The 15,264-nt window shown below is 66.9% G+C and carries 12 protein-coding genes; 8 read left to right on the top strand and 4 right to left on the bottom strand.

Going from position 1 to position 15,264, the window contains the following annotated elements:
- The first annotated feature begins 70 nt into the window (after positions 1-70).
- On the top strand, positions 71-535 hold the full coding sequence (locus CLM60_RS01255; protein ID WP_245848101.1) for an Lrp/AsnC family transcriptional regulator: 465 nt from the start codon (positions 71-73) through the stop codon (positions 533-535).
- Between the two features lie 230 nt (positions 536-765).
- Here CLM60_RS01255 and CLM60_RS01250 read toward each other — a convergent pair whose 3' ends face one another.
- From CLM60_RS01250 to CLM60_RS01235, 4 genes are read right to left on the bottom strand one after another with little or no spacing between them, the layout of a single operon-like run.
- Positions 766-2,466: a hydantoinase B/oxoprolinase family protein gene (locus CLM60_RS01250; protein ID WP_095587456.1), complete on the bottom strand. Its 1,701-nt coding sequence runs from the start codon at positions 2,464-2,466 to the stop codon at positions 766-768.
- Positions 2,463-4,532 (bottom strand): hydantoinase/oxoprolinase family protein, encoded by a 2,070-nt coding sequence (locus tag CLM60_RS01245; protein WP_095587455.1) that lies wholly within the window; start codon positions 4,530-4,532, stop codon positions 2,463-2,465. The genes CLM60_RS01250 and CLM60_RS01245 overlap by 4 nt, the downstream gene beginning before the upstream one ends.
- Positions 4,529-7,264, bottom strand: coding sequence for a molybdopterin-dependent oxidoreductase (locus CLM60_RS01240; protein ID WP_095587454.1), 2,736 nt, complete (start codon positions 7,262-7,264; stop codon positions 4,529-4,531). Before CLM60_RS01240 ends, CLM60_RS01245 begins: the two co-directional genes overlap by 4 nt.
- Positions 7,254-8,090, bottom strand: a complete 837-nt coding sequence (locus tag CLM60_RS01235; protein WP_095587453.1) for an FAD binding domain-containing protein — start codon at positions 8,088-8,090, stop codon at positions 7,254-7,256. Before CLM60_RS01235 ends, CLM60_RS01240 begins: the two co-directional genes overlap by 11 nt.
- A gap of 204 nt (positions 8,091-8,294) precedes the next feature.
- Between CLM60_RS01235 and CLM60_RS01230 the strand changes: the two genes are divergently transcribed.
- The 7 genes from CLM60_RS01230 to CLM60_RS01200 all read left to right on the top strand — a co-directional run bounded on the left by CLM60_RS01230 (position 8,295) and on the right by CLM60_RS01200 (position 15,179).
- On the top strand, positions 8,295-9,122 hold the full coding sequence (locus CLM60_RS01230) for a ferredoxin--NADP reductase (RefSeq protein WP_095587452.1): 828 nt from the start codon (positions 8,295-8,297) through the stop codon (positions 9,120-9,122).
- A gap of 191 nt (positions 9,123-9,313) precedes the next feature.
- Positions 9,314-10,765 carry a 6-hydroxynicotinate reductase gene (locus tag CLM60_RS01225; protein WP_245848105.1) on the top strand — a complete coding sequence of 484 codons (1,452 nt, stop codon included), beginning with the start codon at positions 9,314-9,316 and terminating at the stop codon, positions 10,763-10,765.
- Entirely contained in the window at positions 10,762-11,664 is a 903-nt protein-coding gene (locus CLM60_RS01220; protein ID WP_095587450.1) for a UPF0280 family protein, read from the top strand. Before CLM60_RS01225 ends, CLM60_RS01220 begins: the two co-directional genes overlap by 4 nt.
- A complete protein-coding gene (locus tag CLM60_RS01215; RefSeq protein WP_095587449.1) occupies positions 11,657-12,241 on the top strand; it encodes an amino acid synthesis family protein in 585 nt (194 codons plus the stop codon). The genes CLM60_RS01220 and CLM60_RS01215 overlap by 8 nt, the downstream gene beginning before the upstream one ends.
- Entirely contained in the window at positions 12,238-12,816 is a 579-nt protein-coding gene (locus CLM60_RS01210; protein WP_095587448.1) for an amino acid synthesis family protein, read from the top strand. The genes CLM60_RS01215 and CLM60_RS01210 overlap by 4 nt, the downstream gene beginning before the upstream one ends.
- Before the next feature lie 25 nt (positions 12,817-12,841).
- Positions 12,842-13,915 (top strand): aromatic ring-hydroxylating dioxygenase subunit alpha, encoded by a 1,074-nt coding sequence (locus tag CLM60_RS01205; RefSeq protein WP_095587447.1) that lies wholly within the window; start codon positions 12,842-12,844, stop codon positions 13,913-13,915.
- Between the two features lie 55 nt (positions 13,916-13,970).
- Positions 13,971-15,179, top strand: coding sequence for an ABC transporter substrate-binding protein (locus CLM60_RS01200; protein WP_095587446.1), 1,209 nt, complete (start codon positions 13,971-13,973; stop codon positions 15,177-15,179).
- Positions 15,180-15,264 lie beyond the last annotated feature (85 nt).

Below are 15,264 nucleotides of genomic sequence, written 5' to 3'. Positions count from 1 at the left end.
GTGAAAACCGATCCCGATATGAAGATTAAATATACAGATAATTAAATTACATGAAAGAAAGAAGGAAATAGTGATCAATAGCCTTCGATCCGAAGAAAGCAGCCTCGACAGTATCGACGCCGCGATTCTGCGCGAGCTTTGCGCGGATGCCCGTATCCCTCGTGCCGAGCTGTCGCGTCGCGTTGGTCTTTCTGCCCCGAGCGTGGCGGACCGTGTGCGACGGCTTGAGGATGTCGGAATAATCACCGGATACGGTGCGCGCATCGACCCGGCCTGCCTTGGTTACAGTCTGACGATCCTCATCCGCGCGCGTCCGCTGCCGGGTGAGATGAAGAACATGATCGAAGCGATCCAAGAGACCCCGCAAATTGTCGCTTGTGATCGCGTGTCCGGCGAGGATTGCTTCGTTGCACGGGCGCATGTCCGAGACGTGGCTGAGATGGAGGCCGTCATCGATCGGATCGTGCCCTTCGGTGCGACGAATTCGTCTATTGTCCAGTCGTCACCGGTCGAAGAGCGTTTGGTGGAACTCTGAGCCAGCGCGAAAAGCCGACATTCAGCCAACGGCCGCTTCGTCCGCATAGCTGCCTCTCGGGCTGTGCCCGCCCCGGAGAAAACTCGTGACGAAAAAGGGTCGCCTCGTTGCGGAACCGAAATCGGCTCTTGTGTTTTCAAGGGGTTGCCATGGAGCAAAAGGGCAAATCCGATGACTCTCTACACATCCACATCGCCTGTCACGCCGCTGGGTCGCCCGGGCCGCCACGCTTAGGTTTCGGGGTCGCCTGCTGCGGGGCCGAACAGTCTGGCGGCGTCTTCGGGGGTATAGCGGCCAAGGCGCACATCCTCTGCCACCTGGGCGGGATCGCGCTCTGCGGGATTGCCATAGCCGCCACCGCCCGGGGTGCGCACCCGCACCCTGTCGCCCGCGCTCAGCGCGATATCCTGCGCCTTGGACAGGTGCTCGGGCACGAAGGGTTCGCCGGCGCGGGTCACGACCACCCGGTTCACACCACCATCGCCGCCGCCCAGCGCGCCCTGCGGGCCGAACCGTCCGTGATCCATCACGAAACTGGCCCGCGCCGTGCCGCGCAGGATCTCGACCTCGTAATCCAGTCCGAAGCCGCCACGGTATTTGCCCGCCCCGCCGGACCCCTCGTGCAGGGCATAGCGGTGATAGAGGACCGGGAACTGCTGCTCCATGATCTCGACCGGGGGCGATTTCGAGATGCCGATGGTCGAACAGCCGTTCGAGATACCGTCGCCGCCCGCATAGCCGCCATAGCCCCCGCCCGAGATCTGGTACATGACATAGCTTCGCCCCTCGTCCGGGACCTCGCCGCCCAGGGCGAAATTGCCCGACGACCCGGCAGGGGCGGCGGTGACGATATCGGGCAACGGGTCGATCAGCGCGGCAAAGACCGCCTCGGCGATGCGCTGGCTGACCTCGGCCGCGCAGCCCGACACGGGGCGCGGATATTGCGCGTCCAGGAAGGTGCCGGTGGGGCGCAGGATCTCCAGCGGCTCGAACGCGCCGGCGCTGATCGGCACATCGGGAAAGATATGCCGCATCGCCAGATAGACCGAGGAATGGGTCGTCGCCAGAACCGAATTCATCGGCCCCGCACAGGGCGCTGACGAGCCGGTGAAATCGAACCGCAGCCGTTCGCCATCGGCGGTGATCGCCAGCCGGATTTCCAGCGGTTCATTGACCACACCGTCACTGTCGACATAGGCGACCGACCGATAGGTGCCCGGCGGGATACGCGCGATATGCGCCCGCATCTGCTGGGCCGCGCGATGGCGCAGCTCGGCGATGGCCTGTTGCACCGTGTCGTCGCCATAGCGATCCAGCAGCCGGGTCAGGCGGGCCTGACCGACATAAAGCGCGGCGGCCTGGGCCTTGACGTCGCCGATGCGCTGATCGGCCACGCGGATGTTGGAACAGATGATGGCATAGATCTCGGGGTCCAGCTCTCCGCGCTTGAACAGCCGCACGGGCGGCAGGCGCAGCCCCTCTTGTTCGACGGCGGTGGCCGATGCGGAAAAGCCGCCCGGCACCGCACCGCCGGTATCCGGCCAGTGCCCGGTATTCGACAGCCAGCAAAAGATCTTGCCGTCGCGCCAGACCGGCATGGCAAAGCGCACATCCATCAGATGCGTGCCGCCCAGATAGGGGTCATTAACGATATAGATATCGCCCGGCTCCGGCGCGATGACCTGGCCCCGGCCGATCATGTCGATCAGCGTGGCGGTCGAAAACTGCATCGTGCCGACAAACACAGGCAAGCCTTGCGATCCTTGGGCGATCAGGCTGCCGTCTTCGGCGGAGTATATGCCGTCAGAGCGGTCGTTGGCCTCGGCGATGACCGGCGAGAAGGCCGCGCGCGAAAAGCTCAGGTCCATCTCGTCACAGACCTGTTGCAGGCCCGACTGGATGACGGTCAGGGTGATCGGGTCGATGGTCATGCGGCTGCTCCGCCTTTTACGGTGACGATCAGGTTGCCATCCGCGTCCTGCACGGCGCGGTCGCCGGGTTCCATGACCAGGGTACAATCCATCTGTTCCACGATGGCCGGGCCGGTCAGCACCGCATCGGCGGGCAAGTGATCGCGCCAATAGACCGGCGTTTCGATCCAGTCGCCGAACCAGACCGGGCGCTGGCCGGTTTGCGCCTGGGCCAGCGTCGCCTTGCGCGCACCGGCATCGATCAGCAGCGACAGGTCGACCTCGGGGCGGCGCCCGATGACCGAGGTGTTCACATTGACCAGCGCGGGTCGGATTTCCGGCAGGTTGACCTGAAACCGCCGGAAATAGGCCTGTTCGAACAGCGATTGCAGCGCCGCGCGCGTGGGCGTGGCGTCGGGCAGCGGCACGCGCAGCAGGTGGGTCTGGCCGATGAATTGCATATCGACCGAATGCATCAGGCGCAGATCGGCGATCTCGACCCGTTCGCGCGCGATGGCGGCCCTGCCCTCGTCGATCTGGCGGGCAAAGGCGGCGTGGACCTCGTCGATATCGCATTGGTCCAGCGGGGTGTTCAGGGTCTGGACGAAATCGTGGCGCAGATCGGCGACGACACAGCCCAGCGCGTTGGTGATCCCGGGCCGCGCCGGGATCAGGACACGCGGAACGCCCAGTTCGCGCGCAATGGCACAGGCATGCAGCGGCCCGGCGCCGCCAAAGGCGAACAGCGCGAAATCGCGCGGATCCTCGCCTAGCGAGATCGACACCATCCGCACCGCATCCGCCATCTTGGCCGTGGCGATCCGCAGCACCGCCGCCGCGGCCTGTGTGGCATCCAGCCCCAGCGGCGCGCCCAGCTTGTGCTGGAACGCGTCGCGGATCGTGTCGATCGACACATCCCCCGATATCGTGTTCAGCTTGGCCGGGTTCATCCGCCCCAACAGCATGTTGGCATCCGAAATGGTGGGGACCGTGCCGCCCTTGCCGTAACAGATCGGCCCGGGATCGGACCCCGCGCTGTCCGGCCCGATCTGCAACAGACCGGCCGGATTGACCCGCGCGATCGACCCGCCACCGGCACCCACGGTGCGCACATCGACCATCGGCACATGGATCGGCATGGCGTATTCGATCTCGATCTCGTGCGAGACCGCCGGATCCGCGCCGCGGATCATCGCGACATCGGTCGATGTCCCGCCCATGTCATAGGTCAGAAGATCGGGGATCCCCGCCCGCCGCCCGGTATAGGCCGCCGCCATCACCCCCGATGCGGGGCCGGACATGACGGTTTTTGCGGCCTCTTCCGCGACGATGCGGGCCGAAACCATCCCGCCATTGCCGTTCATCACCAGCAGATCGCGGGCATAGCCGCGTTCGGCCAGCTTGTCGGCCAGCCGTTCGACATAGCGCCGCAACAGCGGCTGGACCGACGCATTCACCGCCGCCGTCACACCGCGTTCGAATTCGCGGCTTTCGGACAGCAGCGCATGGCCCAGCGTGATGTTGCCGTTGGGCCATTCCTGTTGCGCGATCTGGCCGGCGCGGACCTCGTGGGCGGGGTTGGCATAGGCGTGCAGAAAGTGGATCACCAGCGCCTCGCACCCGGCCGCGCGCAACTGGCGCAGCGCGGCGCGCAGGGCGTCCTCGTCCAGCGGCATGTATTCCGAGCCGTCGGCCAGCATCCGTTCGGGCACCTCGAGCCGCAGATCGCGCGGGATCAGGGGGCGGAACTGGCCCTTCATCCCATAGGCCTGGGGGCGCGTGCGGCGGCCCAGCTCCAGCACATCGCGGAAACCCTGGGTGGTGATCAGGCCGGTCTTGCACAGCTGCCGTTCCAGCACCGCGTTGGTCGTCGTTGTGGTGCCGTGGACGATCAGATCCAGCGCCGCCGCATCGACCCCCGCCGCATCCAGCGCGCCCAGCACGCCGTGCGCCTGATTGTCCAGCGTGGTCGGCACCTTGGCCAGGTGAACGCGCCCGGCGCGGCTGTCATAATGGACAAGATCGGTGAAGGTTCCGCCCACATCGATCCCGGCAAAGCTGCCGGTCAGCTGGTTCTTTTCCGTCATTCTGTCGCTCTGTCTGCCGCGTCGCGCCGGGCCAGGATGGCGGCGCGCACCCGGTCGGGGGTGGCGGGAAGGTGGTGGATGCGCGCACCCGTCGCATCCGCGATTGCATTCAGCACCGCAGGCGCGGTCGGGATCAGGCAATGTTCGCCCAAGCCCTTGGCGCCATAGGGACCATGCGCGTCCCCCGATTCCACGATGATCGACCGGATATCGGGCACATCGCCCATGGTGGGGATCAGGTAATCGTGCAGGTTCTCGGTCCGGCCGGGCAGGAATTCCTCCATCAGCGCCAGGCCGATGCCCTGCGCGATCCCGCCCTCGATCTGGCCCTCGACCAGCAGCGGGTTGATCGCCTTGCCGACATCATGGGCGGCGGTCACTTTCAGCAGCCTGACGGTGCCCAGCTCGGTATCGACCTCAAGCTCGACCATCTGCGCGGCAGTGCCGAAAACCGCATAGGGCGCGCCCTGGCCGTTTTCATCCAGCGGCAGCGTCGGCGGGTCATAGCTTTCGACCACCTCCAGCGCATAACCATCGCGCGCGGGCAGGTCGATCCGGCGGGTCACGCCATCCTCGGACAGCTCGACCGCGCCGTCGCGGAAGGCGATGGTCGCCTCGGCCCCGACATTGCCCAGCCGCAGAATTTGCGCGCGCAGCGCCGCGCCCGCAAGCCGCGCGGCATTGCCGGTGATAAAGGTCTGGCGGCTGGCCGATGTCTTGCCCGCATCGGGGGTCTGGTCGGTATCGGGGCCGATCAGCGTGACCTGTGACACCGGCACGCCCAGTGCCTGGGCAAAGATCTGGGTGATCACGGTGTTCGACCCCTGCCCGATATCCACGGCGCCCTGATGCAGCATCATCTCCCCGGCCGAAGTCACCCCCGCCCGGATGGTCGACGGGTTGGACATCGACGTGTTGCCACAGCCGTACCAGCCCCCGGCGACCGCAACCCCGCGCCGCAGATGCGTGCCGCGCGCATTGGCCGTGGCCGCATCGGCCAGCGCCCGGTCCCAATGGGGTTTCAGCACATCGAAACAGGCGTCGATCCCCATGCCGGTATCGAAGACCTGGCCGGTGACCGTCGGATCGCCATTGCGCAGACAATTGCGGCGGCGAAATTCCAGGCGGTCCATCCCCAGCCGGGCCGCCAGCAGGTCGTAAAGCTGTTCCTGCGCCACCGCCGATTGCGGCACGCCAAAGCCGCGAAAGGCACCGGCAGGGGCGGTGTTGGTGTGCACGCCGGTCGATCTCGCCTGATAGTTCGGCGTCAGATAGGGCCCCGAGGCATGGATCGGCACCCGATTGGCCACGGTCGGGCCCCAGCTGGCATAGGCGCCGGTGTTGAACGTGCCCTCGAACCGCGCGGCGACGATCCTGCCGGTGGCATCGGCGCCGATCTCCATGTGGATTTCCGACGGATGCCGCTTGGTGCTGGTCGCGATGCTTTCGCTGCGGCTATAGGCCAGCCGCACGGGCTGCCCCAGTATCCAGGCGGCCAGCGCCACGAAGGGCTGCGCCGTCAGATCCAGCTTGGACCCGAACCCGCCACCCACCGCCGTCGGCAGGATGCGCACCGCCTCGGGCGCCAGGCCCAGGATCCCGGCCAGCTCGTCGCGGTTCATATAGGGCGCCTGGGTGCAGCAGTGCACCTCGATCCGGTCGCCCACCCGCCGGGCCGAGGCCGCCTCGGGCTCGATATAGCCATGTTCGATGAACCCGGTCGAGAAATCGCCCGACACCACATGCGCGGCCTGCGCCAGTGCCGCTTCGGCATTCCCGCGCGCGACATAGCCCCGGCACATCACGTTATCCGCCCGGTCGGGATGCAGCATCGCCGCCTTGGCCGCCCCGGCGGGCGTCAGGTTGGCGCGCCGTTCCTGCCAGGTCACCGGGAAATCGGGCAGCGCGGCGATCACCTCCTTGCGGCCGATGACGGCGGCGACGGCCTCGCCCTTGAACCGTGCCTCGTGCTCGGCAAAGACCGGCTGATCCTCGAACCCCGGGATCACGCCGAAACGGTTTTCGCCCGGAATGTCGGCCGCCGTCAGGATCAGGTCCAGCCCGGTGCGGTCGCGAAAGCCGTCCAGATCGCCGAACCGGAATGTCGCGCGGTGAAACGGCGACCGGATCACCCGCAGCACCAGCGCCTCGGGCGGGGCAACGTCATCGCCGAACCGTTCGGTGCCCGCGACCTTGGGCCAGCCATCCAGCCGCGCGACCGGCTGGCCGATGCCGCCCTCGGCCAGTGGATCGTCGTCGCTGGCGGCGTCCAGAACGGCGGCGATGATCTTGCGATAGCCGGTACAGCGGCACAGCACACCGCCCAGCATGTCGGCGACCTGGGCCTCGGTCGGTGTCGCACCGGAGCGCAGAAGCGCCACCGCCGACACCATCATCCCCGGCGTGCAGATGCCGCATTGCGCCGCCTGATGGCGTTGGAACGCCTTGGCCAGGCGCTGTGCGGTGTCGCTGTGGGCCACCAGCCCGGCCTGGGTTTCGACATGGCGACCCTGGGCCTGTCCGGCGGCGGTGACACAGGCACAAACCGGCGCGCCATCCAGCAGCACGGTACAGGCCCCGCAATCGCCAGCGTTGCAGCCCACCTTTACATCCAGCGCGCCCGCGCCGTCGCGCAGCACATCCGACAGGCGGTCGGTCGCGGCGGCGGGCACGGTGATCCGGTCGCCATTCAATGTCAGGTCGATATGACCTTCGGGCGCGTCAAGCGACATGGGGGGCCTCCATTGCCATCAGGATGGCGCGGGCGATCAGCGTGCGCGCGGCGTCATTGCGATAGGTGGCGGTCGCGCGAACATCGTCGATCGGGGCCAGCTCGGGCAGGTCCGCCGCCGCGACCAGCCGCGCCACATCCCCCGGCGCAGCCCCCGTCAGGGCGGTTTCGACCCCGGTCAGGCGTCGCGCCACCGGCCCGCAGGACCCGACCGCGACACGCGCCCGGTCGATGCGGCCCGACCGGGTCGCGATCACGGCGCCGACCATCGCGATCGAGATCACCAGATACCGGCGCGCGCCCAGCTTCAGAAAGGCGCCCTGCCCCGGACCGTCGGGGATCAGCACCGCCGTCACCAGTTCGCCCGGGTCCAGCGCGACCGCGCGCGGCCCGGCGATGAAATCCGTCAGCGGCACCTGCCGGGATCCGCCGGGGCCCTGAACCTCGACCAGCGCATCCAGCGCCATCAGCACCGGCACGCCATCCGCCGCGGGCGAGGCGTTGCACAGGTTGCCCGCCACCGTGCCGCTGTTCTGTATCTGCACCGATCCGACCTCGCGCGCGGCCAGTTTCAGGCCATCGAACAGCGGCGGCAGGTCGGCGCGGATCACATCGGTCCAGGTGGTCGCCGCGCCGATGCGCCATTGACCGCCCGCGCGCGCGATGCCGCGCAGCCCCGCGATGCCGCTGATATCGAGCAGATGCGCGGGCGGCGCCCCGTCCCGCAGCCCCGGATAGACATCGGTCCCCCCGGCCAGAACGGTCATGCCGCCCTTGCCCAGAAGCGACAGGGCGGAGTCCAGCGAATCGGGTCGGTACAGCGTCATCGGTGCCTCTTGTGGTTCCTGAAACGACGTGAATCTTCATTTGTATGCAAACATTATGCGCTCACCGTAGAAAGTTGCACGAAAAGTTGTCAATCGCCGTGGTGCGGTTCGGGGGCAGAACGGATCAAAAAACGAATTTCATTTGTATACGAATGAATTTTCACGCAGCATATGCCTCGAAATGATGCAACAGGGACCTCAGACATGACCGAACCGGCCATCCAACCGATCCTTCAGGGCGCGCCTGCGGGGTTTGCCATTCCCAACGGGTGCTTCGACCTGGCCGTGACCGAGGTCCAGCATTACACAGACCGGCTGTTCCGGTTCCGGGTGGAACGCCCGGCATCGTTCCGGTTCCGCTCGGGCGAGTTCGTGATGATCGGCCTGCCCAATGCCGAACGCCCGGTAATGCGCGCCTATTCCATCGCCTCGCCCAGCTGGGACGACACGCTGGAATTCTATTCGATCAAGGTGCCCGACGGCCCCCTGACCCAACATCTGCAAAAGATCCGCGAAGGCGACACGGTGCTGATGCGCAAGAAGCCAACCGGCACGCTGGTGCTGGACGCGCTGACACCGGGAAAGCGGCTGTGGATGCTGTCGACCGGCACCGGCATCGCGCCCTTTGCGTCGCTGATCCGCGATCCCGACACTTATGAGCGGTTCGAACAGGTCCTGCTGTGCCACGGTTGCCGACAGGTTGCCGAGCTGACATATGGCCAGCAGATCGTCGCCGCCACCCATGCCGATCCGCTGGTCGGCGATCTGGCGCGCGACCGCCTGCGCCTGTTCAATACCACCACCCGCGAACCCTATGGCGTGCAGGGCCGGCTGACCGACCTGATCACCACCGGCGCGATATATACGCATCTGGACCTGCCGCCGATCAGCCCCGCCGATGACCGGGTGATGATCTGCGGCTCGAAGGAAATGTTGACCGATTGCCGCGATATCTGCCTGAATTACGGGCTAGAGGAAGGCGCCAACAACCGTCCTGCTGAATTCGTGGTCGAAAAGGCATTTGTGGACTGATCGATGACCGGCACTTTCGCAAAACTGTTGACACACAAACGATCCACATGCGTTCGTGTACAAATGAATAACCCGTCAGAGGCGGCCGCACGGACCGTCCCGACACCGGAGCCCGCAACGTGACCGACGCACCCGCCAAACGCCAGCGTGCCGACAAGCCGGAGAAGATCCGCTGCGATGCCTGTCCGGTCATGTGCTATATCGCCGACGGGCGGTCGGGTGCGTGTGACCGCTATGCCAACGAGGGTGGCGAGCTGGTGCGGCTGGACGCGCTGACGATCCTGGAAAACCGGCCGGATGACGCCCCGCTGGTGCCGTTCCTGGACCGGGAATGGGACGGCGAGCTGGTATCGGGCGAAGACACGTTCATCACCGCTGTCGGCTCTGGCACGACCTATCCCGACTATAAACCGGCGCCCTTCATCGTCGCATCCACGGCGGCGGGCGCGGACATGATCACCGTGGTGACCGAGGGGATCTTTTCCTATTGCGGGGCCAAGGTGAAGATCGACACCGACCGGCATCTGGGCAGCGAATGCGCGCCCGTCCGGGCCGAGGGCGAGGTGATCGGGCATGTCACGACCTCGGAATACGGGTCGCAGATGCTGTCGCTGGGCGGGGTCAACCACCTGACCGGTGGCTCCAAGAAAGAGGGCCGCGCCACCTGTTCCACCCTGCTGGCGCTGTGCAATGGCGAGACCGTCGCGCTGGAGATCGACGGCGGCGCGCAACTGGAAATCGCGGCGGGACAGGCGCCCGTGGTCAATGGCCAGCGCGAAGAGCGGATGCGCGTCGGCTGTGGCTCGGCCACCGTGGGCATGTTCGCGGCACAGTGGAAGGGGCTGGTGGACGAGGTGGTGGTGGTCGACGACCACATCACCGGCGTCATGTCGGAACATCAGGCCGGCAAGGTCATCGGCTGGGCCCCGTCGGGCATCCGGGTCAAGGGCCGCCGGTCGACTCCGGGGCGCTATTTCCAGGTGGCCGAACCCGGCACCGGCTGGGGCGGCACCGACCTGAGCGATCCGCTGACGATCCTGGACAAATGGCGGCCCGAACAGGGCGCACGCCCGGGGCTATCGCTGCTGATGGTGTCGACCACCGGCGAAAACGCCGCGTATTACCAGCTGAACGACGCTCTTGAACCGGTCGAGATGGACATGCCCGCGCGGCTGAAACCATCGGTCCGCCGGATCGAGGAAAACTGCGAGCCGTCGCTGGCCTCGGTCCTGTTCATGGCGGGGGCGGGTGGATCGCTGCGGTCAGGGGTCACCGAAAACCCCGTGGGCCTGACCCGGTCGGTCCAGTCGCGCCTGACCCGCGTGACCGTGGGCGGCGCGCCGGTCTTCATGTGGCCGGGCGGCGGGATCACCTTCATGGCCGATGTCACCCAGATGCCGCGCAACGCCTTCGGCTATGTGCCCACGCCTGCGCTGGTCGCGCCGATCGAATTCACCATGCGCGCCGACGATTACGCGGCGTTGGGCGGTCACATGGATTACGTGATGCCGTTGCAGGATGCGCTGCGCGGGGCCAAGGGCCGGCAGAACGATCACCGCCTGTCGGGCCAGCGGACCGAGCCGCGCAAGCAGGGCGCGCCCTGGCCGGTGGCCGGTGCCCGCAAGCCGGAGCAGACGGAATGACCTGGTCCGAAGGCCCCCGCGCGCACCGCGCGCCGGATGGATCGCTGCGGCTGATCCACGGGCCCATCGACCTGATCGTTGCCGTCCGGGGACCGGCGCAGGCGATGCAAGCGGCCCAGACGCGCGCCTGTCGGGCCTTTGCGACGATCCTGACCGATCTGGTGGCCGAACTGCCAAGGCTGCGCACAGCGCATGGCGCCGATCCGACCGGCGCCGTCGCGCGCCGGATGCAGGCCGCGACCGATCCCTTCCGCCCCGCCTTTGTCACGCCGATGGCCGCCGTGGCGGGGGCCGTTGCCGATCACGTTCTGGCCGCGATCCTGACCCCCGGCCACGCGCTGACACAGGCCCATGTGAACAATGGCGGCGATATCGCCCTTTGGACCGGCGCGCGCCCCCTGTCGCTGGCGATTTGCGAGGATCCGCTGACCGCCGCCCCCGGCGCCCGCGCCCGGATCGGTCAGCGCGACGGGGTGGGCGGCGTTGCGACCTCGGGCTGGCGGGGGCGCTCGCATTCGATGGGTATCGCGGATGCGGTGACCGTGCTGGCGCGCAACGCGGCCCTGGCCGATGCCGCCGCGACGCTGATCGCCAATGCGGTCGACCTGCCCGGGCATACCGGCGTGGCGCGCAGCCCCGCCGATGCCCTGTCGCCCGACAGCGACCTGGGCGGGCGGCTGGTCACCACCGATGTCCCGCCCCTGTCCACGGCCGAGATCGGACAGGCGCTGGAGGCCGGGCGCGCCCTGGCCGAAACCTATCGCGCGGCGGGGCTGATCGCGGGGGCCTGCCTGGCCTGTCAGGGCGGGCGGATCGTGATCGGCCCGGCCATCGACGCCCCCGCCGCGACCCACCAAACCACCGGCAGACAAAGACAAAAGGAACCGGCCCATGCCTGAGCCGCAGATCCGCAAGACCGCGATCCTGATGGAAACCATCTTTCACGAAGGTGGCCCCGCGCCCGAGACACCGCTGCGCCGCGCCGCCTGTATGGCGGTCATCGCCAACCCCTTTGCCGGGGCCTATGTCCAGGATATCCAGGGCTTCATGGCCGATCTGGAGCCGCTGGGCCAGCAGATGGCGCAGGACCTGATCGACGCGCTGGGCGGCGATCCGTCGGTGGTCGAAGGCTATGGCAAGGGCGCCATCGTCGGCACCAATGGCGAGCTGGAACACGGCGCGCTTTGGCATGTGCCCGGCGGCTATGCCATGCGTGACAAGATCGCCGACAGCAAGGCCATCGTGCCATCGACCAAGAAGCTGGGGGCGCCGGGCACGCGGCTGGATGTTCCGATCACGCACACCAATGCCTCGTATGTGCGCAGCCATTTCGACGCGATGGAGGTGGGCCTGGCCGACGCGCCCAAGGCCGACGAGATCCTGTTGGTGCTGGTGATGACGACCGGGCCGCGCATCCATGCCCGTGTCGGCGGGCTGGCGGCCGGGGACGTGAAGGGGGAAGACGGGCTGAGATGAAGCTGCGCCGGATCATCACCCTGGCCGAAGAGACGCGGACCGAGATGGGGCGGGTGATCGCCCCGCCCAGTCGCCGCGCCCTGGCCGCGGCGGTGATCGCGGACCCGTTTGCCGGTCGCTATGCCGACGATCTGGACGATCTGATCGAAACCGGCGCGCTGCTGGGCGAGCGGCTGGGATCCGAGGCGCTGGCCGCCCTGGGCTGTGCCGCCGACGAGGTACAAGGCTATGGCAAGGCCGCGCTTGTGGGCGAGGCGGGCGAGCTGGAACACGCCGCCGCCCTGCTGCACCCCGCGCTGGGGGCGCCGCTGCGCGCGGTCCTGGGCGGCGGCAAGGCGCTGGTGCCGTCGTCAAAGGCGATGGGCGGACCGGGCGATGTCCTGCATATTCCGCTGGGGCACAAGGATGCCGCCTATGTGCGCAGCCATTTCGACGGCATGACCCTGAAACTGGCCGACGCGCCCCGCGCCGACGAGATTGTGGTTGCCGTCGCATTGCAGATCACAGGCCGCCCGAACCCGCGGGTCGGCGGGCTGAAACATGACGAGATTACCGGCGCGGACGGGCTGCGCTGACCCCGGAAAGCAAGGAGGAAGACCGATGACGCATTTCGTACGCAACGCCTGGTATGTCGCCGCCTGGTCCACCGAAATCGACGGCGAGCTCCGACGCTTTACCATCCTGGGCGACCATGTCGTGATGTTCCGCAAGACCGATGGCACGGTCTCGGCGCTTGAGGATCGCTGCCCGCACCGGCTGTTGCCGCTGTCCAGGGGCAAGCGGATCGGCGACACGGTGCAATGCGGCTATCACGGGCTGACCTTCGACGGCACCACGGGCATGTGTACCCGCGTGCCCGGACAGACCAACCTGCCGCGTTCGGCCTATGTCACCGCCTATCCGATCGAGGAACGCCACGGCATCGTCTGGATCTGGATGGGCGATCCCGAAAAGGCCGACCCGTCCAAGGTGTTCGACATGCCCGAATTCTCGGACCCCGACTGGGCGGTGCATCACGGCGACGCGCTCTACCTGAAATCGAACTATCTGAACGTGGCCGAAAACCTGGTCGACCCCGCGCATGTCAGCTTCGTTCATCCCACCACGCTGGGCAATGCGGCGTCGGAAAACGTGCCGGTGCATGTCCAGACCGAAGGCGAGGCCATCGTCGCCTGGCGCTGGATCCGCGATGCCGAACCGATCGGCTTCTTCAAGGGTTTCGGCGGATTTACCGGCAATGTCGACCGCTGGCATTACTATTACCTTTACACACCCTGCACCGCCGTGATCGATTTCGGATCAGTCGAAACCGAGAAAAACTGTGCCGAGGAAGACCGCAACGCCGGTGTCCGCATCTTTGCGCTGCATCTGATCACCCCCGTGACCGAGACCGAAACCATCGACCGCTGGCTGCATATCCGGAACACGGCGCTGGACGACCCCCAGGCCGAAACCACCATGGACGCCATGTTCCGCAAGGCGTTTCAGGAGGACAAGGAGATCCTGGAAGCCGTGCAGGAGGAAGAAGACCGCCCCGCCCGGCGGCGGCCGATCCGGCTGGCCATCGACAAGGGGCCGCTTGTGTATCGCAAGCGGATCAATGACCTTCTGGAACTTGAACGAACCGAAGACCTGGCAAGCGACCCCTCGCCCGCCTTCGTCTATCACGATTAACCGGCGTCAGACCGGATCAACGGCAGCACGCTGCCACCCAACAGGAGAACCCTTCATGACTTTCACGCGACGCATGATCCTTGCCGCTGCCGCCGCCCTGACAATGGCCCCGGCCGCGGTCAGGGCCCAGGACACGATCAAGATCGGCGAAATCAACCATTACAAGCGCATGGCCGCCTTTGCCGAACCCTATAAGAAGGGGATCGAGCTGGCGCTGAAGCAGATCAACGCCGATGGCGGGGTGCTGGGCAAGCCGCTGGAATACATCTATCGCGACGATCAGGGCGACCCGGCCGAGGCGGTCAAGATCGCCGAAGAGCTGATGACCCGCGACGGCGCGGTGATGCTGACCGGCACGATCCTGTCCCATGTGGGGCTGGCGCTGTCGTCCTTCGCCGCCGAGAAAGGGTATCTGTATCTGGCGGCCGAACCGCTGGCCGACAGCCTGGTCTGGAACTCGGGCAATCCCAACACGTTCCGGCTGCGGGCGTCGACCTGGATTCAGGCCGCCATGCTGGCCGAAGAGGCCGCCAAGACCGACGCGGTGAAATACGCCACCATCGCCCCCAACTATGCCTATGGGCAGGATGCGGTCGCGGCGTTCAAGGAAAACCTGAAACGGCTGAAGCCCGAGGTCGAATTCGTCGCCGAACAATGGCCTGCGCTCTTCAAGATCGACGCCGGCGCCGAGGTTCAGGCGATCGAACGCGCCAAGCCGGACGCGATCTATAACGTGACCTTCGGTTCGGACCTGGCGAAATTCGTGCGCGAGGGCGGCGACCGCGGCCTGTTCGACGGCCGCAATGTCTATGGCCTGTTGACGGGCGAGCCGGAATACCTGGACCCGCTGGGCGACGAGGCGCCCGAAGGCTGGTTCGTCACCGGCTATCCCTGGTACGGCTTTGCCGACGGCACCCCCGAAAAGGCCTTTGTCGATGCCTATATGGCCGAAACCGGCGAAACGCCCAAGATCGGCTCGCTCGTGGGCTATCTGGACGTGCTGTCGGTGGCCGCGGCCATCGAAAAGGCCGGCTCGACCGACACACCCGCGCTGATCGCGGCGTTCGAGGGGCTGGAGATCCCCGACACCCCGATCGGGCCGCTGACCTATCGGTCGCTCGACAACCAATCGACGATGGGCGCCTATGTGGGCACGCTGGCGCTGCAGGACGGCAAGGGCGTGATGGTCGACTGGTCGTATAAGGGCCCCGACGGGTACATGCCGTCGGATGAAGAGATCACGGCGATGCGGCCTGCGGACTGATCCGCGCGCCCGGCGGGGCGGTTTTTCCCCGCCGGGCCGCACGCAACGGCCCAACGCGCCGCGCCCCAGACGCGGCAGACCCCCG

This window comes from Actibacterium ureilyticum (assembly GCF_002285435.1).
GTDB classification, from domain to species: domain Bacteria; phylum Pseudomonadota; class Alphaproteobacteria; order Rhodobacterales; family Rhodobacteraceae; genus Actibacterium_C; species Actibacterium_C ureilyticum.
This window is presented reverse-complemented; position numbering and strand designations above follow the sequence as displayed.

Excerpts from the sequence above, each read along its gene's own strand:
- CLM60_RS01250 (WP_095587456.1), bottom strand. The coding sequence starts at position 2,466 with ATGACCATCGACCCGATCACCCTGACCGTCATCCAGTCGGGCCTGCAA.
- CLM60_RS01245 (WP_095587455.1), bottom strand. The coding sequence starts at position 4,532 with ATGACGGAAAAGAACCAGCTGACCGGCAGCTTTGCCGGGATCGATGTG.
- CLM60_RS01240 (WP_095587454.1), bottom strand. The coding sequence starts at position 7,264 with ATGTCGCTTGACGCGCCCGAAGGTCATATCGACCTGACATTGAATGGC.
- CLM60_RS01235 (WP_095587453.1), bottom strand. The coding sequence starts at position 8,090 with ATGACGCTGTACCGACCCGATTCGCTGGACTCCGCCCTGTCGCTTCTG.
- CLM60_RS01230 (WP_095587452.1), top strand. The coding sequence starts at position 8,295 with ATGACCGAACCGGCCATCCAACCGATCCTTCAGGGCGCGCCTGCGGGG.
- CLM60_RS01225 (WP_245848105.1), top strand. The coding sequence starts at position 9,314 with ATGTGCTATATCGCCGACGGGCGGTCGGGTGCGTGTGACCGCTATGCC.
- CLM60_RS01220 (WP_095587450.1), top strand. The coding sequence starts at position 10,762 with ATGACCTGGTCCGAAGGCCCCCGCGCGCACCGCGCGCCGGATGGATCG.
- CLM60_RS01215 (WP_095587449.1), top strand. The coding sequence starts at position 11,657 with ATGCCTGAGCCGCAGATCCGCAAGACCGCGATCCTGATGGAAACCATC.
- CLM60_RS01210 (WP_095587448.1), top strand. The coding sequence starts at position 12,238 with ATGAAGCTGCGCCGGATCATCACCCTGGCCGAAGAGACGCGGACCGAG.
- CLM60_RS01205 (WP_095587447.1), top strand. The coding sequence starts at position 12,842 with ATGACGCATTTCGTACGCAACGCCTGGTATGTCGCCGCCTGGTCCACC.
- CLM60_RS01200 (WP_095587446.1), top strand. The coding sequence starts at position 13,971 with ATGACTTTCACGCGACGCATGATCCTTGCCGCTGCCGCCGCCCTGACA.